General features: G+C 37.4%; 13 protein-coding genes. 6 read left to right on the top strand and 7 right to left on the bottom strand.

Annotation, left to right across the window (positions count from 1 at the left end):
- From ACFIMP_RS06355 to ACFIMP_RS06345, 3 genes are all read left to right on the top strand, one after another.
- Positions 1-921, top strand: a 921-nt coding sequence (locus tag ACFIMP_RS06355; RefSeq protein WP_375686143.1) for a tyrosine-type recombinase/integrase, incomplete at its 5' end; no start/stop codon positions are given.
- Positions 922-1,816: 895 nt separating this feature from the next.
- Entirely contained in the window at positions 1,817-3,031 is a 1,215-nt protein-coding gene (locus ACFIMP_RS06350; protein WP_375613103.1) for an NADP-dependent isocitrate dehydrogenase, read from the top strand.
- A 118-nt stretch (positions 3,032-3,149) separates the two neighbouring features.
- Positions 3,150-4,577 (top strand): MFS transporter, encoded by a 1,428-nt coding sequence (locus tag ACFIMP_RS06345; RefSeq protein WP_375613104.1) that lies wholly within the window; start codon positions 3,150-3,152, stop codon positions 4,575-4,577.
- 44 nt (positions 4,578-4,621) lie between these two features.
- Here the strand turns inward: ACFIMP_RS06345 and ACFIMP_RS06340 are convergent, their stop codons facing one another.
- The 7 genes from ACFIMP_RS06340 to ACFIMP_RS06310 form a co-directional block, all read right to left on the bottom strand.
- Entirely contained in the window at positions 4,622-5,821 is a 1,200-nt protein-coding gene (locus tag ACFIMP_RS06340) for an MFS transporter (RefSeq protein WP_375686142.1), read from the bottom strand.
- Positions 5,822-7,106: 1,285 nt separating this feature from the next.
- Entirely contained in the window at positions 7,107-8,225 is a 1,119-nt protein-coding gene (tgt, locus tag ACFIMP_RS06335; RefSeq protein WP_375630133.1) for a tRNA guanosine(34) transglycosylase Tgt, read from the bottom strand.
- Between the two features lie 1,450 nt (positions 8,226-9,675).
- Complete coding sequence (locus ACFIMP_RS06330) at positions 9,676-10,188, bottom strand: peptidylprolyl isomerase (protein WP_375613107.1); 513 nt, start codon at positions 10,186-10,188, stop codon at positions 9,676-9,678.
- Positions 10,189-10,206: 18 nt separating this feature from the next.
- On the bottom strand, positions 10,207-10,800 hold the full coding sequence (locus tag ACFIMP_RS06325; RefSeq protein ID WP_375613108.1) for a peptidylprolyl isomerase: 594 nt from the start codon (positions 10,798-10,800) through the stop codon (positions 10,207-10,209).
- Complete coding sequence (coaD, locus tag ACFIMP_RS06320) at positions 10,790-11,308, bottom strand: pantetheine-phosphate adenylyltransferase (RefSeq protein ID WP_375613109.1); 519 nt, start codon at positions 11,306-11,308, stop codon at positions 10,790-10,792. Before coaD ends, ACFIMP_RS06325 begins: the two co-directional genes overlap by 11 nt.
- Positions 11,309-11,332: 24 nt before the next feature.
- A complete protein-coding gene (gene gyrA, locus ACFIMP_RS06315) occupies positions 11,333-14,116 on the bottom strand; it encodes a DNA gyrase subunit A (RefSeq protein ID WP_375686141.1) in 2,784 nt (927 codons plus the stop codon).
- 230 nt (positions 14,117-14,346) lie between these two features.
- Positions 14,347-14,853 (bottom strand): single-stranded DNA-binding protein, encoded by a 507-nt coding sequence (locus ACFIMP_RS06310; RefSeq protein ID WP_375611516.1) that lies wholly within the window; start codon positions 14,851-14,853, stop codon positions 14,347-14,349.
- A 330-nt stretch (positions 14,854-15,183) separates the two neighbouring features.
- On the opposite strand from ACFIMP_RS06310, the gene uvrA reads away from it, so the two are divergent.
- From uvrA to glnA, 3 genes are all read left to right on the top strand, one after another.
- Positions 15,184-18,099, top strand: a complete 2,916-nt coding sequence (uvrA, locus tag ACFIMP_RS06305) for an excinuclease ABC subunit UvrA (RefSeq protein ID WP_375686140.1) — start codon at positions 15,184-15,186, stop codon at positions 18,097-18,099.
- 1,064 nt (positions 18,100-19,163) lie between these two features.
- Positions 19,164-19,502, top strand: a complete 339-nt coding sequence (locus ACFIMP_RS06300) for a P-II family nitrogen regulator (protein ID WP_015856528.1) — start codon at positions 19,164-19,166, stop codon at positions 19,500-19,502.
- Between the two features lie 59 nt (positions 19,503-19,561).
- Complete coding sequence (gene glnA / locus ACFIMP_RS06295; protein ID WP_375611514.1) at positions 19,562-20,971, top strand: type I glutamate--ammonia ligase; 1,410 nt, start codon at positions 19,562-19,564, stop codon at positions 20,969-20,971.
- The last annotated feature ends 129 nt before the right edge of the window (positions 20,972-21,100 follow it).

The raw sequence follows: 21,100 nt of genomic DNA, 5'->3' as shown, positions 1-21,100 counted from the left end.
CAAGAGTTTGTTGATAACTACAAAAGCGCACTTGCCGAGTTACAAGGGCTTATACTTCCTAAATCAAAAACTGGTAAGCTAGTCGAAGGTTCATTCGCATGGCTCCTTAAACAGTATTTTAACAGCTCCAATTGGCATAGCCTTTCTAAAGTCACCCAAAAACAAAAAGAACTCATTCTTATGAAGGTATGTGATACCATAGGAAACATTCCATACCAAGCAATTGAAAAGAAACATATCATAGCCGGTGTTGAACGGCGTAAAGAAACACCAGCAATGGCTAGAAATTTTCTGAAAGCCCTTAATGGACTTTTTAATTGGGCGATTGATCAAGGTCTTTTGGAAAATAATCCAGCTTTAGGAATAAAAAGACCCCCCCTCAAAAACAAAGAGGGATTTCCTGTTTGGACAGAAGAAGATGTCGAAAAATATTATCAAATATGGCATCATGGTACCCATGAACGTGTCTGGATTGATGTTCTTTTATATACGGGCTTGCGTCGTGGTGATGCGGTACGCATTGGCTGGAAAGATGTCAAAGACAATATTATTCATCTCAAAACAGAGAAAAGTAAATTCCAAACAGATGTTTTTCTTCCCATTTTACCGGAATTAGCTAAAACGCTTGAAACTGGTCCTATTGGAGAAGAAACATTTATCTGTAGTAAAGTGAATCAAAAATTCACCAAAGAAAGCTTTGGGAATGGATTTAGAGACGCTTGTAATGCGGCTGGAATTAAAAAATCGGCGCATGGATTAAGAAAATTAGCCGCAACACGTGCAGCTAATTCTGGAGCAACAGTATCACAATTGAAAGCAATTTTTGGCTGGACAGAAGATCAGATGGCATCCCTTTATACAAAGAGTGCAGATCGTAAAAGACTAGCTCTTGAAGCTATAAAAAAGCTCCAAAAAAGTTAGGGGCAGAGACAAAAAAACGTAATAGAATCAAAATTCATTAATTCCCTTATATTCTATATAATTCTTTGATTTTATTTACTCTATACCCGCCCCTTGGGCGTACCATGTTTCTTTTTTCTATGTGTAATATATTCATTTTATTTGTGTTTTTAAAAATGAGGGATGCATAAATAAAAATGAGGGAATAAGATTTTAAAAGGAATCTCTTCGTAAAAAGGATACAAGAATCATTAGGTGATTAATTTCTTTGTTGCATTTCGAGGATAGTGCTTTACTGCGCATAGTTAATAACAATAAGAATCGATAAAACATAAGAATTAGAAGATTCTAGCTCGCGATACGGTAATTTTATAAGTCATATTCTTGCGTATGCTGTTAATTTTTAAATTAAAACCAGCCGCATCATTTATACGTTTTTTTCAACCTTCAAAATTGAAGTTTATCTCAAACGCATTTTATATGAAGCATTTCTAATTACAGTGCCTTTGTTATCACATTAAACTTTTTATAAACAAACAGACCATAAGCTTAGAATTGAAATAGCAATATAAAAATAGTTTCTTATTCACCTAACACAACAAATCAAGAAACTATAATTCAGAATACGATCAACTTATTAAATGGAATCTCTGATAATAAAAATGCATAATCCCTGTCCCCCGGTGATCTAACTACCTTATCTATTAAACAGATTCTTCATCAATCATCGAATAATTATAGATTTTCAAACACATCACTTCTTTTCAAAAATTAAACCCTCCAACAAAATTTTACACTCTATTGATAATATATTCTAAAAGCTCATATTTGAATGCTTTTTTCCCTTGTTTTTACTTTTCATTATAAACTTGAAAGTGTTATACAAGTAGTATCGCTTAAAAGAAAAGGATTTCTAATGGTAAAGATCAAAGTAGAAAACCCCGTTGTTGAACTTGATGGGGATGAGATGACCCGCATCATCTGGAAATATATCAAAGATAAATTAATCCATCCCTACCTCGACATTGATCTAAAATATTATGATCTTTCCGTCGTAAATCGTGATGCAACCAATGATCAGGTAACTATCGATTCTGCCAATGCTATCAAAAAATATGGGGTTGGTATAAAATGCGCAACCATCACACCTGATGAGGCACGCGTTAAAGAATTTAACCTAAAAAAAATGTGGAAATCACCTAATGGCACAATCCGCAATATTTTAGGAGGAGTCATTTTTCGCGAACCCATTATCTGTAAAAATGTCCCTCGCCTTGTTCCTAACTGGACAAAGCCAATTATTATCGGACGTCACGCTTTTGGTGATCAATACAAGGCAACAGATTTTAAATTTCCAGGAAAAGGGAAATTAAGTATTAAATTTGTCGGTGATGATAATCAAGTTATTGAACATGATGTTTTTGATGCTCCAAGCGCAGGGGTTGCCATGGCTATGTATAACCTTGATGAGTCAATTCGTGATTTTGCCCGCGCATCCTTTAATTATGGACTACAACGGAATGTTCCAGTTTATCTTTCAACAAAAAATACCATTCTAAAAACTTACGATGGTCGTTTTAAAGATATCTTTCAAGAAATATTCGATACGGAATTTAAAACTGAATTTGAAAACCGTAAATTATATTACGAACACCGTCTTATTGATGATATGGTTGCTTCTGCATTAAAGTGGTCAGGTGGATACGTATGGGCATGTAAAAACTATGATGGTGATGTCCAATCTGATATTGTTGCCCAAGGCTTTGGTTCTCTGGGTCTCATGACTTCTGTTCTCATGACACCTGACGGCAAAATTGTTGAAGCAGAGGCAGCACACGGCACTGTAACACGCCATTATCGTCAGCATCAAAAGAATGAAGAAACATCAACGAACTCTATTGCATCTATTTTTGCATGGACGCGTGGACTAGCGCACCGTGCTAAACTAGATAACAATGAGAAGTTAAAAAACTTTTCCACGACATTGGAAGAAGTTTGTATTAAAACCGTCGAAGAAGGTTTTATGACCAAAGATCTCGCACTTTTGATTGGGCCTAAACAAAAGTGGCTTTCTACAACAGGTTTCCTCGATAAAATTGATGAGAATCTCAAAAAAGCAATGGGCAATTAAGTTATTACTTAAATTAAAATTCAAAGCTCTAAACAGAGCTTTGAATTTCTCTTGGCAAATTCAAAGAAGTACCTTATAAGTAAAAAGAGGATAGATTTTTATTAAATAGCAAACAACAGTGAAAAAACAGGGCTGGTCTGCGCTTTTATTGGGTAAAAATGGTCTTTGCTTTTTAACGTTTACAGGTGGAGTTGTGTTACACGCTACCAACGTTTATATTGTTATTACTATTTTACCCTCTCTTATGAATCATATTGGCAGTGAAATATATTATTCTTGGGTGGCTACTGTCTTTATTACAGCTTCACTCGTGGGTACTTCACTTGCAACAAAAATATTAGGGAAATTAGGTCCTCGCAATGCGTATGTTATTTCTGGACTTATCTTCACCCTAGGCACTTTTATGTGCAGCATTTCTTCATCTATGCCATTGTTTTTAATAGGACGCTTTATTCAAGGATTTGGAAGTGGTTCTTTGTTATCCCTATCCTATTCCATGGTACGGATTGTTTTCAGCCCATCTTTATGGTCACATGCATTAAGTATTATCTCTGGAATGTGGGGAATATCAACCTTGTTAGGACCAGCAATCGGGGGGCTTTCTGTATATTATGGCCTATGGCGAGCATCCTTTTTGATCATTGGCGTATTAGCTATATTTTTCTCACTCATCGCCTTTAAATTTTTACCAAAAAAGAATGAAAACGATGTTCCAACACCCCCTCTTCCTCTTCTCCAGCTTTTCACACTCAGCTTATTGATTTTTATTATTTCTGTTGGAGGGGCTATGGAGTCTACAATAGCAAAAATTTGCGGATTAGTTATCGGACTTAGTCTTCTTTTTGTTCTAGCAAAAATCGAATCATCTACCCCTCATCCTATGTTGCCCCGCAAATCCTTTTCTTTCTCTTCTGAAATCTTTTCTGTTTACGCATTGATACTCGTTATGACAACAGTCGTATACAGTATAGAACTTTATTTTCCACTTTTTCTTCAAGAGCTTCATGGGCAAGCTCCACTTATTGCTGGTTATATAGCAGCACTTATGAGCCTAGGGTGGACATGTGGAGCCATCTCAAGTGCTGGTCTCTCCACAAAAAAAATTCGCAACATCATTGTATACTCGCCCCTATTAAAACTGTTAGGCATAATGATTCTTTTATGGCTCATCCCAACAGAAGTTTCCGCGCTTGAATATATTTTTATTATTTGCTTAGCACTGTTTTCTATTGGAATCAGTGCGGGCATAGCATGGCCACATTTGCTCACAAGGATCTTACAATGTGCAAATGATGAAGATGCTCTCCGTGCCAGTGAATCCCTTACCTCTGTACAACTATTTTCAGCGGCCTTAAGTGCAACTCTAGCAGGAGTCATCACCAATCTTGCAGGCCTCTTTAATCCTGGAGGAACAATAGGAATGATCTTAGCAGCAAAAACTCTTCTTATAGTGCTCATGGGTCTTTTATTTTGTCTTGCTATTCCATTAGCACTGCGCATTTCTTACTTCATATTGAAAAACCCAACAGGACATTCCAATAACTAAAAATAAATATAAAAATTCCTTCTTCATTTAAAAAATGAAAAATATTAAGCATGCTTCTCCATATACCATGAGACGCAAAAAACCATTAATCCACACAAAGTTAGAACACTTCCTAAAACAGCTGTATATTCATAATTATAGCCCAATTTTAAAACTAATGCTCCAGATTCTGCACCAAGAGCGTTGGCAATATTAAAAGCAGACTGCATTAATGCTCCTGCCAAAATCTGTCCCTGTAGTGCAACATCCATAATTTTTGTTTGTATAGAAGGCATAGCAGCAAAAGAAGTTCCAACAAAAAAGCATCCTATTGCCGCTGTTAACGGAGCATAGGATAAAAAGAAAAAAAGAAAAAAAACAAATACGCTCCAAAGCATAGAGAAAAATATCATCGGTGAAATGCCAATTTTAACAGCTAATTTAGGCCCCAAGAGATTTCCTATCACCATTCCCAATCCAACTAACGGCATAATAAATGGTACCCACTCAAGTGAAACACCAGAAATATGCATTAATGTTGGCTTGATATAAGTGAAAACAGAAAATAATCCTGACGCTCCCACCGAAACCATCAACAAAAGAAGCCACACCTGCTTTTGCTTTAATACACCCATTTCTTGCAAAGGATTCGTTTTTGGAAAACTTGAATCACAAGGAAAAAAATTCCAAATAAGCAAACAACATAATAAAGCGATCATCCCCACAAGGACAAAAGCAATCTGCCAACCAATAAGTTGACCAATCCAAGTAGCACTGGGTGCTCCCAAAACGGTTGCAATTGTTAAGCCAAGCATAACATATCCAACAGCTTTAGAACGTTCTTTCATTTCTACCATTGAAGAGGCAACCATAGCCGCAAGTCCAAAATAGATTCCATGGGGAAGTCCACTGAGAAAGCGTAATACTACTAATATGCTAAAATCAGAAAAAAAGGCACTAGCAATATTTGCTAAGGCATAAAAAAGCATTAATCCCATCAAAACAGTTTTGCGTGATACCTGAGCTGTTGCCACAGCTAAAAGAGGTGCTCCAATCACAACTCCTAATGCATAAGCAGAAATATATTGACCAGCGGTAGGAATATCAACATAGGAACTTCGTGCCATCTCTGGCAGTAGCCCCATTGCGACAAACTCTGCAGTACCAATAGCAAAACTCCCCACGGCAAGAGCTAAAATTATTAAACGCCGTATTCTCGAATCAATTCCCAACGCAAGAACCTTTTGTTGATAAAAATCCTTCATACTATCACTTCTGGATAGGAGTTTTAACTGTAAATATCTGTAATACACACAAATAAAAATTCAAAACATTGTTATACGCATGCCCAATAGTCCCCAATAAAGTTTTAGAAATATTTTGATATATAAAGCATTTTATGGAGTTTTAAGTAAGATTCTTTAATGAAAAACCTTTGAAAACCTCAAGGTCACAGACGTATTCACCTATTTTTATCAGATCTGCCAGATAATAAACTTTGTCTCCTCTTTTCAGCCATTGTAATTTTACAGTGAAAACTTTATTTTGCAACGATATACTATATCCTATAAATAATTCTAAAATTTGCCGAAGAATGCATTTCAAACAAGTGAATAATATCTCATCATTATCTTGATACAAAGATAAAACTTCTCCCCCAAAATTATTGTTGCTTTATTTTGCTACCTGAATACAGATCCCCCAAATCGATAAGCTATAATTTCAACTTTAGGCCATTCTTATAAATTATTATAGAGTCTTTTAAAAATTCTCATGATAATAGTGCTTGGTTTCTAGATTTATTAAATACCCTCTTTTAGACATCTTTACCCCTCCCTCATCTAACAGAGGAATCGCATCAAATATCTAACTCACTATCTGTAAATTAAAATATTCACGTAAATATATTATGATTATTTTCAGATAAATTCTATAAACAAAGCAAAAAACAAATATAATAAATTTTGTATAAGTATGTTTATTGCTATTTTATAAATATGACAATTACCATGATTAATATTTAATTTATTATGACATAATATATATAGTTTTATTATATAAATAATATTACATAAATCTATTTTAAAAAATATTTATATATAAAACTTAAAAAATAAAATTATAACATTTTAAATGTTGTAATTTTATTTTAGTTTTATTTTAATTTTCTAAAAATTTATCTGTTCGATTGTATATAATCCATTCTTTACCTTTAGTAATAAAAAACAAAAAGTAGCTCATAAAAATACAATTTTCATACTTCTTTAAGAGTTCGCTAACGCCTCATTAATATTGTTGCTGTAAACAGTCATCAGAAACAGAAAAACTGTTTTTCTCCGGATCAGGTAGCGCGTACCGGAGTAACAGTTTCTGTTTTTATATAGTAATTAGAAACAGAATATGTGCCCTTATAAAACCGCACTGTTATATTTTAAGATAGTGAAATTTTATAATTTTAGAAGATGTTTCTAATTTCATATTTTTAACTAAATTTGTAAGTGCGAGAATAAATTCAATAAAAAAATGAGGTGCTATATTACGATTAATATTTTAGCGTCCTTGTGCCCATAGAGCACGCGTTTCAGCGCAAAAATCGGCATAACAGCCTTCCTCAATGGCATCACGAATTCCCTGCATAAGTTGTTGATAATAAAAAAGATTATTCCACGTCAACAACATCCCCCCAAGAGATTCACCAGATTTAATCAAATGATGCAAATAAGCACAACTATAATCATGTGCTGCTGGACAAAGTGACTGTGGATCAAGAGAAAGTGGATCTTCTGCATAACGCGCATTACGCAAATTAATTCTACCAAAGCGGGTAAAAGCTAAACCATGACGTCCTGCACGCGTCGGCATAACACAATCAAACATATCAACACCACGAGCAACACTTTGTAAAATATCATCAGGTGTCCCTACTCCCATAAGATAGCGTGGTTTATCCTCTGGTAAAATCGGACAAGTAGTATCCAATACTGCTGTCATAACACTCTGCGGCTCACCAACAGCAAGCCCTCCAATAGCATAACCTTTTAAATCTATTTCTTTTAATGCTTGAGCAGAACGTTCACGCAGTTTCATATTATCACCACCTTGAACAATCCCAAACAATGCTTTATCTGGCTGATCTCCAAAAGCTGTTTTACAACGCAGCGCCCACCGCAATGAAAGTTCCATAGCTTCTTCCATTTCTTTTTCAGTTGCGGGTAATGCAATACATTGATCCAACTGCATCTGGATATCCGCACCAAGAAGTTCTTGAATTTCGATAGAACGCTCTGGACTCATTTCATAGTAGGCTCCATTAATGTAAGAACGAAAAATCACACCTTGTTCAGTAATTTTACGGATTCCCGCCAATGACATAACCTGAAAGCCACCAGAATCGGTTAAAATAGGTCCGCTCCAGCGTGAAAATTCATGTAATCCTCCTAAACGCGCAACACGTTCAGCTCCTGGACGTAACATTAAATGATAAGTATTCCCCAAAATGATATCTGCACCAAGATCACGAATTTGATCCATATACATAGCCTTAACGGTTCCTGCCGTCCCAACAGGCATAAATGCGGGTGTACGAACACATCCTCGCCCCGTTATAATTTCGCCTCGACGTGCATACCCATCTTGAGCAATTTTTCTATAATGAAATGTCTTTATCATAACTCTCGTCTTTTTGATTCCACCAATGCATATCTCTATAGAAAGAAAAAAGATATCCCCTTACGAGCATTGTCAAAAGCTTTATGAATTAATTTTTGATTCGCTCAATATTGTAATCAGCATCAAAAATTAAACGAGATAAAAGAACATTTCTTGTTAAGAAACCACCATAATAAAAGTGATAATCTAGCTCCCAAAAAATAGTAAAATCCTTGTAATACCATACCTCAAAATACCTACGCTTATCCTTAACAGAACTGCAAAATTATTATCACAATAATTTCATCTTCACATACTTCCATAAGCAGTAACTTTGTACCCATAGAAGAAAATTTTGAACGCATTGTACAGCTTACATATTCTTTAACTTTTACAGATAAAAATTTTTCATCTACTGGGCACAGCGATCCTCACGCTTAATAAAAGCGCAAATGAGCATAATCATTTATCCACTCACAATATTGAGATAGCTCTTGGCATTAGAGATAATTCACAAAAGAAATTAACGTGTAAATAAAAATACTTTAAAAAACTAAAAATGCTTTTTGTAAAGATTCTCAAATACCAAAAGCTCTATCGTACCATTAGAGACTGAAAAAGCCGTATGATGGTACCCGCTTGCTCCTTCATAAGCTTTAAAGAAGGTGGTGCATAATATTTTATACTATTTATAGCTTTAAAACTATACATGCCATGAATGTCATCGTGGAAGTGAACGTTGATATGTACTAAGAAATGCTTCTTAAAAAACACGTAAATACGCAACACAAGTGTATTCCGTTTGGAGCATTCCTCTATTAAAAAACGAGAAAAATAAAAGCGTAAGTCCATACATAATCTTCATTATTTAAAAGATATTGCATTAGATACTTTTAAAAAAGTAAAGTTGAATTAAGAAGGAGATGGCAAGACTAGCCATTTGTTTCACTTCTGCGCCTTTATTATATTCTTCTAAGATTAAACTGTCTTCTTATTTTAAAGATTACGCCAATATATATAAATGCTGGTTTTCCACCTTGCTAGGAAAACTGGATGAGCGAGTAAAGCTCTTATCCATCTTAATATGTGTTTCAAACATGCTTCTGCATTAGGATGGGATGTTGATTTACGAGCAGAAACAAAAGCACACGCTCTCTTAGGAAAGTAACATCATAAAACCATTAAGACCGACAATGGATTGAAGAGAAATGCCGAATTTTTTATAAAACACTTTGCCAAACAACAACCATAATACAACAGACTTTGCGTTTTCTTATTCTGACAGGTGTTTGTACAAATCCGTTGCGTTATATTCTTCAGGAAGATCCGATTAAAGAAAATATATGGACAATGCTTAGCTCGAAATTATAAAAGGTAAGCGTGATACTACAAAAGAGTTTCGTGTGCCTTTATTGATCAGACAAGAGTATTTTTTCTTAGAAACTTACAATTGAAATCAGTATAGTTTATACTATTCTACATCCGCAGCAATAATGGCTTTGGTAATTGAATCTGGATCTGCAACAGGTTCACCACGTTTAATTTTATCAACATTTTCCATACCTTCAACAACCTGCCCCCATATGGAATATTGACGATCAAGCCACGGAGCATCTGCAAAACAAATAAAAAACTGAGAGTTAGCAGAATTTGGATTCTGACTCCGTGCCATAGAAACTGTACCACGCTTATGAGAAAGATTTGAAAACTCTGCTGTTAAATTTGGTTTTTCTGCCCCCCCCATACCAGCACGTGATAAATTGAATTTTTCACTATCCTTCTTTCCAAATTGCACATCCCCTGTTTGCGCCATAAAACCATCAATAACGCGATGGAAAATAACATTATCATAAGCACCTTCCCGTACCAGTTCTTTAATACGTGTAACATGACAAGGTGCCAAATCAGCAAAAAGCTCAATAACAACTCTGCCCTTTGTTGTTTCAAGAATTAAAGTATTCTCTGGATTTTTATTCTCAGCCATATGGAAAGCTCCCTTGATTCATTTCTCAACTTGTAAAGTAGCAGCATTAATAACATCAGGATTTTTTACAGATCCATTATTACTTGTCGTACCTTTTTTTATTTTATCAACAACATCCATCCCCTTTATAACCTCTCCAACAACCGTATACTGACCGTTTAAAAAATCAGCATCATCAAAACAAATGAAGAATTGAGAATTCGCGGAATCCGGATCTTGTGATCGTGCCATCCCAACTGTGCCACGCTTAAACGGCTGTTTTGAAAACTCCGCCGGTATATTGGGATAATTTGAACTACCCATACCAACGCGTTTCAGATCAAAATCTCTACTGCCTTTTTTTCCAAATTCTACATCACCAGTTTGCGCCATGAAATTAGGAATAACGCGATGAAACACAACATTATTATAGGCCCCCTCCTCTGTTAATCTTTTGATTTGCGCAACATGCTTTGGCGCCAAATCAGGACGCAGACGAATAATGACATCACCATCTTTGAGAGATAAAACAAGAAGGCTTGCATCACTTGCTGGGCTAGGATTACCAGCGACTGCAGACAATGAAAAAAAACAAAACACACATATCAAAACAGCAAAAATTCTACGAGACACACTTATTCTCCTTTAAAGACTGGAATTTCGAGCGCAAAGCTTGTGCAACATTGGGCGGTACAAATGGTGTCACATCACCTCCCATAGAGGCAATTTGGCGTACCAATGTAGACGTTATCGCGCGCCCAGAAACACTTGCCGGCAAAAAAACAGTTTGCAATTCAGGAGCCATAACACCATTCATTCCTGCCATTTGCATTTCATAATCAAGATCAGTACCATCACGCAATCCACGAATGAGAAATGAAGCACCAACTTCACGCGCCTTCTCAATGAGAAGGTTGCTAAATGAAAGAACCTGCAATCGATTAGAATCTGCACCAAATAAGTCTTTCCCGACCTGCGTAATGAAATCAACACGCTCTTCGAAGCTAAAGAGTGTTTTTTTGTCAGCCTGTATCCCTATAGCGACGACCACCTTATCAGCTAACACAAAACACCCTTTCAAAACATCAAGATGACCATTTGTAAGAGGATCAAAAGAACCCGCGTAAAGAGCAATTTTCATGACTTTACTCCTTCCTCTTAAAAATTATTTTTCTTCGCTCATATCAACTGTATCAGAATGCTTCTCACCTTCATCATCTAATGAACTCGTATCATCTTCAGGTTCAGAAATACGTTCAACCGATACGACTCTTTCACCTTTGGCTGTATTAAAAATTGTGACTCCCTTAGTTGAGCGCCCAGCAGTACGAATTCCCTCAACAGGGACACGAATAAGCTGCCCCCCATCTGATACCAACATAATTTGATCTTGCGCCTTCACCGGAAAAGCCGCTACTAATTTACCAATTTCAGCTGTTTTAGATGGATCTGTTGCGCGAATCCCTTTTCCGCCACGTCCCGAAATCCGGAACTCATAGGAAGAAGAGCGTTTACCATAACCAAACTCACTCACCGTCAAAAGCATTTGTTCACGTGCATGAAGTTCTGCATAACGTTCATCTGTTAACTCTGTTTCAGCCCCCCCATCCTCATCATCCAGAATGACAATATCTTCAACATCAGCATCTGCACCAGAAGCACGCCGTTCATTCATTACACGTTTAATATAAGCAGAACGCTCAATGGACGTCGCCTCGACATGCTCTAAAATTGTCATCGAAATGACTTTATCGCCTTTAGCTAAATTGATACCACGAACTCCCACAGAATTACGCCCAGCAAAGACCCGAACATCAACAACTGGAAAACGGATACATTGTCCATTGGCTGTTGTTAGAACAACATCATCATGTTCTGTACAGGTTTCAACAGAAAGAATTTCATCTTCTTCATCAAGTTTCATCGCAATTTTACCATTACGGTTAACCTGAACAAAATCTGACAACTTATTACGACGTACAGTTCCACGTGTTGTCGCAAACATGACATCCAATGCGCTCCAGCTTGCTTCATCTTCAGGCAAAGGCATAATTGTTGTAATGCGCTCACCTTGTTGTAAGGGAAGCATATTGATCAAAGCCCGCCCACGCGATTGGGGTGTCCCCAGCGGCAGTCGCCAAACTTTTTCCTTATAAACAATCCCACGTGATGAAAAGAAAAGAACCGGAGTATGCGTATTAGCAACAAACAACCGCGTTACAAAATCCTCATCCTTCGTGGACATACCAGAACGCCCCTTACCACCACGTCGCTGTGCACGATAGGTATTAAGAGGCACACGCTTAATATAGCCACTATGGCTCACCGTTACGACCATATCCTCTGGCGCGATCAGATCTTCACTCTCCATCTCAGCGCTACCAAAACCAAATACGGTACGTCGCGGTGTTGCAAATTCCTCACGCAGAGCACTCAACTCGTCCTTAACAATACCCATAATGCGTACGCGCGATGCTAAGATATCAAGGTAATCAGCAATATCCACACCAATTTTATTCAATTCATCAGCGATTTCATCACGTCCAAGGGCTGTCAATCGTTGCAAACGCAATTCTAAAATAGCACGCGCCTGTTCTTCAGAGAGATTATAAGTACCATCCTCATGAATAATATGACGAGGATCATCAATAAGTTTAATCAAAGGCGCGACATCCATCGCTGGCCAGCGTCGCTCCATTAATTGTGTACGTGCTGTCTGTGGATCAGGAGCTTTGCGAATAAGCGCTATAATTTCATCAATATTGGCAACAGCAAGGGCAAGGCCAACCAAAACATGTGCTCGCTCACGCGCTTTACGCAAAAGATATTTTGTTCGCCGACTGACAACTTCTTCCCGAAAAGAAACAAATGCACGAAGCATATCAAGCAACGTCATCTGTTCGGGTTTTCCCCCATTCAAAGCAACCATATTACAACCAAAGGAAGTTTGTAGTGGCGTATACCGATATAATTGGTTTAAAACAATTTCCGCAACAACATCTTTCTTCAGCTCAATAACAACCCGATATCCATCACGATCAGATTCGTCACGCAAATCAGAGATTCCCTCAATGCGTTTATCGCGCACCAATTCAGCCATTTTCTCAATCATTGTTGCCTTATTAACTTGATAAGGGATCTCACTCACAATAATTGCTTGTCGACCACTGCGAATTTCTTCGATCTCAACTTTAGCACGCATAATGATTGAGCCACGCCCTGTTTCATAAGCTGCACGAACACCAGAGTGGCCAAGGATAATACCCCCTGTAGGAAAATCCGGACCAGGAATAATTTCAATTATTTTATCGAGTGTGATATCGGGATTATCAATCAAAGCGATACAACCATCAACGACTTCACCAAGATTATGGGGAGGAATATTGGTTGCCATTCCCACAGCAATCCCCCCTGACCCATTAACCAAAAGATTGGGAAAACGCGCTGGCAAGACAACCGGTTCACGCTCACGCCCATCGTAATTATCCTGAAAATCAACAGTATCTTTATCAATATCAGCTAAAAGTTCTTCTGAAACTTTTTCTAAACGACACTCAGTATAGCGCATAGCCGCGGGTGGATCACCATCAACGGAACCAAAATTTCCCTGACCATCAATTAATGGATTTCTTAAAGAAAAGTCCTGCGCCATACGCACTAATGCATCGTAAATTGAAGCATCACCATGGGGATGAAATTTCCCCATAACCTCACCAACAACACCAGCAGATTTACGATACGACTTATTGAAAGAAAGCCCCATCTCATTCATAGCATGAAGGATACGTCGATGAACAGGCTTAAGACCATCACGGACATCAGGGAGTGCACGTGAAACAATCACGCTCATCGCATAATCGAGATAGGAGCGTTGCATTTCATCAATAATACTGATTGGTTCAATACCGGTTAGCACATCACGTTCTGGGTGTGGAGTAAGATCGGTCACAATTTCAAAACTTTCAAAAAAGAATCATTTCACTTTATTTATAGCGAAAAATACACAAAAATGCTAATTTCTCTCCCATGACAAAAAAGAAATTTAACAATATTTTTCAAGATGTTATTAATTTATATTTTAAATTACCAATAATAATTAACAATTTTCACTTCGCTAAACTTCAAAAATCTGAAACAAGCAAACCATAAAATGATCATAATACTGCAATTTAAAGACTCTTAAAAAGGGACGTCATCATCTAATTTGTGTGAAAAACTTTCTCCCAATTGATTATTATTTTGACCAAAAGCATTTCTCTGATTTGAGTGACTATCGGCAAAGCCACCACTATAACTCCCCCCTTGACTTGCTCCTTGCTCCCCGCTCGCAGCTCCCCGCCCATCAAGCATTTGTAATTCGCCACGGTACTTTTGCAAAACAATCTCTGTTGTATAACGATCATTTCCATTTTGATCTTGCCATTTTCGTGTCTGTAACTGCCCCTCAATATAAATTTTGCTGCCTTTTTTTAAATATTGCTCTGCAACTTTGACAAGGTTTTCATTAAAAATAACAATACTATGCCACTCAGTGCGTTCTTTTCGCTCATTTGTATTCCGATCGCGCCAACTTTCTGAAGTAGCAATACGCAGATTTGCCACTTGATCACCAGAATTCAAACGGCGGATTTCAGGATCCGCACCAAGATTACCAATCAAAATAACTTTATTAAGGCTACCAGCCATCGCATAAACTCCAAAATTTTAATTTGTAAAATACTCTGTTCTATAACAGTTATAACCCTCTTGACCTTCAATTTACATGTCGCAATTGACCATCAATATGGGTATTGCTATCCTTTACCAATATTGTATTCAGTGTAATTATAACAAAAGATGATAAAAACGCATAGTTTATTCCACCACGAGAGAATAAAAAGCTGCTCATTTGTATTTTTTTCACAAAACTTATACCTTCCTTTTGCATTAAAGCAGTTAAACACATTATAATTCTAAAAAAACAGTTTTATTCCATTTTAGGTGCTCAATTTTTGCCACATATGCCAAGGATAAAGTATGACTCATCAAAAATATATCTCCATTCGCGGTGCACGTGAGCATAACCTTAAAAATATTGATCTCGATCTGCCTCGTGATAAACTCATTGTTATAACAGGACTTTCTGGATCAGGGAAATCATCCTTAGCGTTTGATACAATTTACGCTGAAGGACAACGCCGCTATGTCGAAAGCCTTTCAGCCTATGCACGCCAATTTTTGGAAGTCATGCAAAAACCCGATGTCGACCGCATAGACGGTCTCTCTCCAGCTATCTCCATTGAACAAAAAACAACCAGTCGCAATCCTCGTTCAACAGTAGGTACCGTTACTGAAATCCACGATTACATGCGTCTTCTCTTTGCACGTATTGGTATTCCTCATTCTCCTGTGACAGGGCTTCCTATTGAAAGCCAGACAGTAAGCCAAATGGTGGATCAAATTATGGCCTTACCAAAAGGAACGCGAATTTTTATTATGGCCCCTTTGGTGCGAGGACGAAAGGGAGAATATAAAAAAGAGCTAACAGAACTTTTAAAAAGAGGATTTCAACGCGCTAAAGTTGATGGCAAGTTTTATGAAATCCCTGATATTCCACCTCTGGATAAAAAATATAAACACGACATCGATGTCGTGGTAGACCGCATTGTTGTACAGAAGGATATCACCTCTCGCTTGGCTGATAGTATAGAAACCTGTTTACAGCTAGCAAATGGGCTTGCCATTGCTGAAATGGCAGACCAACCCTTAGCACAAAAAGAAACAACAAAGGAATCTGCTCATAAATCAAAAAATGATACACACAAACGGCTCATTTTTTCAGAAAAGTTTTCCTGCCCTGTATCGGGTTTTTCTATTCCTGAAATTGAACCACGCCTTTTTTCGTTCAATAATCCTTTTGGCGCCTGTCCTCTCTGCGATGGACTGGGCATAAAAAAAGCAATGGATCCACTGAAAATTGTGCCCAATAAAAATCTTACCCTCAAGAATGGCGCCATTGCCCCTTGGGCTAAGTCAGATTCACTTTACTATAAACAAACCTTAGAAGCATTAGGAAAAGCTTACGGTTTCAAACTCACAGATCAATGGTGTGAACTCTCTAATGAAGCACAACAGGCTATTCTCTACGGTACAAAAAGAGATAAAATTTCTTTTATCTATAAAAATAATTCTGGTTCGCATAAAACGACCCAACCCTTTGAAGGAATCATCCCTAATATGGAGAGACGCTGGAAAGAAACCGATTCTGCTTGGTCTCGAGAAGAAATCGAACGTTATATGTCTTCTTCGCCCTGCCCAGCTTGTCACGGTTATCGTTTAAAACCAGAGGCACTTGCTGTAAAAATAAACGGAATGCATATTGGGCAAATATCAGATCTTTCTATTCTAAAGGCAGATGATTGGTTTGCCAATGTTCATCAATATCTCACAAAAAAACAACGTAATATCGCCGTACGTATTTTAAAAGAAATTCGTGAACGCTTGGCTTTTTTAAATCATGTAGGATTGGAATATCTTACCTTGTCTCGAAATTCAGGAACGCTTTCAGGGGGAGAAAGCCAACGCATTCGGTTGGCATCCCAAATTGGTTCTGGTCTTACAGGCGTTCTTTATATTTTAGATGAACCATCTATCGGTTTACACCAACGCGATAATGAACGCCTGTTGGAAATGCTGCGCCATTTGCGTAATCTTGGCAATACAGTTATTGTTGTTGAACATGATGAAGATGCTATTCTCACAGCAGACTATGTTGTCGATATGGGGCCTGCCGCAGGCGTTCATGGTGGAGAAATCATAGCGCAAGGAACACCGCAGGAAATTATAGAAAATTCAGCCTCTCTCACAGGCCAATACCTTTCAGGAAAAATGGCTGTTAAAATGCCGACAGAGCGACGCAAAATATCAAAAACGAAAACACTTAAAATCATCGGCGCCAAAGGCAATAACCTCAAAAATATCAATGCGAATATTCCTCTTGGAACCTTCACATGCATAACTGGTGTTTCTGGAGGAGGAAAATCAACATTTCTTATTGAAACGCTTTTCAAAGCAGCATCACATCATATCATGGGCTCTCATCACAGCCCTGCCAGCTATGACAAAATTGAAGGATTAGAATTTCTTGATAAAGTCATCGATATCAACCAGTCTCCTATTGGACGCACCCCACGCTCTAATCCCGCAACCTATACAGGTGCTTTTACACCGATTCGTGAGTGGTTTGCCGATCTTCCAGAATCAAAAGCCCGCGGTTACAAAGCTGGGCGTTTTTCATTTAATGTTAAAGGAGGACGGTGCGAAGCATGTCAAGGTGATGGAGTCATCAAAATTGAAATGCACTTTTTACCTGATGTCTATGTTACTTGCGATGTCTGTAAAGGAAAACGCTATAACCGAGAAACACTAGAAATAAAATTCAAAGGACAGTCTATAGCCGATATTTTGGATATGACAATTGAAAAGGCAGAGGAATTTTTCCAAGCTATTCCCGCTATTCATAATAAAATGGAAACTCTCATTAAAGTAGGATTGGGTTACATAAAAGTAGGACAGCAAGCAACCACACTTTCTGGTGGGGAAGCACAACGTGTAAAACTTGCGAAAGAACTTTCTCGTAAAACAACGGGACGTACACTCTATATTTTGGATGAACCGACAACAGGTTTACATTTTCATGATATTTCCAAACTTCTTGAAGTGCTTCACGAACTAGTCGAGCAAGGCAACACAGTTATAGTCATTGAACATAACCTTGATGTTATAAAGACAGCCGACTGGATTATTGATTTAGGACCAGAAGGTGGAGATCGCGGTGGTGAAATTGTTGCAATTGGACGCCCTGAAGACATCATTAAGGTTCCCGCTTCCTATACGGGAAAATTTCTAAAACATGTTTTACTGCGCCCATCTCTCTATAATTCCAATTCTTAGAAACGCTTTCTATTGTAAAATACAGCATACTAACAAAGCCTGTACTTTTATTATTACCTGTAAACCAACACCTAATTCCAGTGGTGCAACACGTTTGAAGCAAAGACTAAAAACAATTTAGCGCTTTATAAGCTGTTTCAGTTGTCGTATTGCCAAATAGGAACGCGCACATAATTGCGTATTTATTCTCTGTTTTGTTTATACCTGAAACGACCAGACAACCTAAACTGGGAAGAATATGAAGTTTTAAGGGTATAAATAAATTTCTATATTTCCATTTCCTTTTAATTTATCTTTATGATTTTCCAAGGCATCCACAGCAATATCTTATAATGAAGATTGCCATTGCTTCACACTTTTATTTATCGCGTTCCTTAATGAAGATCACATTCCTCACGAAGGAACAAAACGCCCCAAACGGAATATATTTGCGTTGCCAATTCCCACATCTGTTTTAAAGAAACATTTCTCAATGCTCTCAAGCCCATTTCACAACGGCTCCTATGAATGCTATAATGATAAACTCATTATTATACACCACCATCTTTACATTTATGAATCGGCATCATCACACTCTTTTCCAATATTTGTCTTCCCTACTCCCTAATATTGTAAAGCCTTTAATTATCGAAAGCTTTCATAAAAAGCATTTTATTTCTTTTTTCAAATGTTGTTATCCACACACTCATAACTATTTATGATATATAAAAGTATCGTTTTGATTGATTGACGATAAAAAGATCTAAAATGAGAAAATCTTACGCTATTAGAGTTTCTCATTCAATGTGGAGAGCGTCTAATTATCCTTATAAGTCAAGATATTATCTAATAAAAAAGAAACAAAACTCTTTTATTATATTATTTGAATTCTGTATAAGAATTGTAAGTTTTTTTCCCAAAAAACAGTATTTGGCTGTATTCTACAAAAGAAACTCTCCTAACAGAGCATAGAGTGTCATTATTTTCGACTTTTTGTGCACAAAGTATCTGTTGGACATCTTACAGTTGTCAATATAATGTGATGCAGTCTAAAAAGACAAAATAACGTTGGAGATAATTTCAGCATGAAAAAAATTGAAGCCATTATAAAACCTTTCAAACTTGATGAAGTGAAAGAAGCGCTTCAAAAAATTGGGTTACATGGTATTACAGTAACAGAAGCGAAAGGTTTTGGTCGTCAAAGGGAACATACAGAACTTTATCGTGGTACGAAATATGTTGTTGACTTTCTACCTAAAGTAAAGATTGAAATTGTTGTGTCCGATGAAAAACTGGAACAAACTGTTGATGCAATACGTAAAGCAGCTCAAACCAAACATATAGGGGATGGAAAGATATTTGTCTTTTCCATTGATGATGCAATTCGTATAGGCACAGACGAAACCGGTATCGATGCCCTTTAATAAATAACAGGAAAATTCACTTTTTTATCCACCTCAACGCCATATTAAGGAAATTGAATATGACAACCGCATCAGATATTATCAAACAGATTACAGACAACGAAATCCGTTTTGTTGATTTACGTTTTACTGATCCACGAGGAAAATTGCATCACATTACAATGGATATCGCAGAGATCAGCGAGGATACTTTTAGTGATGGTGTCATGTTTGATGGTTCTTCAATTGCTGGTTGGAAAACAATTAATGAATCTGACATGGTTTTAATGCCAGATCCAGCAACAGCACATATTGATCCTTTTTTTGCTCAATCTACTTTGGTCATATTTTGTGATGTACTTGATCCTGTCTCTGGTGAGTTTTATCGTAGAGATCCTCGTTCTATCGCCAAAAGGGCTGAGGTGTATATGAAATCTTTAAACATTGGAGATACAATCAATGTGGGTCCAGAAGCAGAGTTTTTTATCTTTGATGATGTGCGCTATAAAACGGACCCTTACAACACAGGGTTTAAACTCGATTCAAGTGAACTTCCCTCTAATGATGATACGGAATATGAAACAGGAAATCTAGGGCATCGCCCACGAATAAAGGGAGGCTACCTTCCTGTTCCGCCGATTGATTCCTGCCAAGATATGCGTTCTGAAATGCTCACAGCACTCAAGGATATGGGCGTACAGGTCGAAAAACACCATCACGAAGTAGCAGCAGGCCAACATGAATTGGGTATTCGTTTTGATACACTTGTTCGCGAGGCTGACAAGATGCAAATTTTTAAATATGTTGTACATCAAATAGCAAACAGTTATGGGAAAACAGCAACCTTCATGCCAAAACCAGTTTTTGGTGATAACGGCTCTGGAATGCATGTCCACATTTCCATTTGGAAAGATGGCAAACCCATTTTTGCAGGAAATGAATATGCTGGACTATCAGAAACCTGTCTGTTTTTTATCGGTGGTGTTATTAAGCACGCAAAAGCAATAAATGCTTTTACCAACCCATCCACAAACTCCTATAAACGTTTGGTTCCTGGTTATGAAGCTCCTGTTCTTCTTGCCTATTCAGCACGTAATCGTTCTGCATCTTGCCGTATTCCTATGAGCTCCTCACCAAATTCAAAACGCGTAGAAGTTCGTTTTCCAGACCCAACAGCAAATCCCTATTTGGCATTTGCAGCCCTTTTAATGGCTGGTCTTGACGGTATCAAAAACAAAATTCATCCCGGACATGCTATGGATAAAGATCTTTATGATCTTCCCTTAAAGGAACTTAAAGAAATCCCTACTGTTTCAGGAAGCCTGCGTGAAGCGCTTGAAGCACTTGACAAAGATCGTGGATTTCTTAAAGCTGGCGACGTTTTTGATGATGATCAGATTAATTCCTTCATTCAAGTAAAGATGCAAGAAGTCTTGCGCTACGAAACAACACCTCATCCTGTTGAATTTGATATGTACTATTCTGTTTAAACAATCAATACGCATTCTTTTGATTTTGAAAATGGAGGCAAAAGCTTCCATTTTTGTGGATATTCTTCTCATGCAAAAGCGCAAGAGGCTTTTTGCTCATCCGCTTTTCCTTTATAATGTGTTGAATCT

The organism is Bartonella sp. AP65SXKL, assembly GCF_042195725.1.
Classification (GTDB): domain Bacteria; phylum Pseudomonadota; class Alphaproteobacteria; order Rhizobiales; family Rhizobiaceae; genus Bartonella.
Note: the sequence above shows the minus strand (reverse complement) of the source record. Positions and strands in the feature narration are given on the sequence as shown.

Excerpts from the sequence above, each read along its gene's own strand:
- ACFIMP_RS06350 (WP_375613103.1), top strand. The coding sequence starts at position 1,817 with ATGGTAAAGATCAAAGTAGAAAACCCCGTTGTTGAACTTGATGGGGAT.
- ACFIMP_RS06340 (WP_375686142.1), bottom strand. The coding sequence starts at position 5,821 with ATGAAGGATTTTTATCAACAAAAGGTTCTTGCGTTGGGAATTGATTCG.
- tgt (WP_375630133.1), bottom strand. The coding sequence starts at position 8,225 with ATGATAAAGACATTTCATTATAGAAAAATTGCTCAAGATGGGTATGCA.
- ACFIMP_RS06330 (WP_375613107.1), bottom strand. The coding sequence starts at position 10,188 with ATGGCTGAGAATAAAAATCCAGAGAATACTTTAATTCTTGAAACAACA.
- coaD (WP_375613109.1), bottom strand. The coding sequence starts at position 11,308 with ATGAAAATTGCTCTTTACGCGGGTTCTTTTGATCCTCTTACAAATGGT.
- ACFIMP_RS06310 (WP_375611516.1), bottom strand. The coding sequence starts at position 14,853 with ATGGCTGGTAGCCTTAATAAAGTTATTTTGATTGGTAATCTTGGTGCG.
- uvrA (WP_375686140.1), top strand. The coding sequence starts at position 15,184 with ATGACTCATCAAAAATATATCTCCATTCGCGGTGCACGTGAGCATAAC.
- ACFIMP_RS06300 (WP_015856528.1), top strand. The coding sequence starts at position 19,164 with ATGAAAAAAATTGAAGCCATTATAAAACCTTTCAAACTTGATGAAGTG.
- glnA (WP_375611514.1), top strand. The coding sequence starts at position 19,562 with ATGACAACCGCATCAGATATTATCAAACAGATTACAGACAACGAAATC.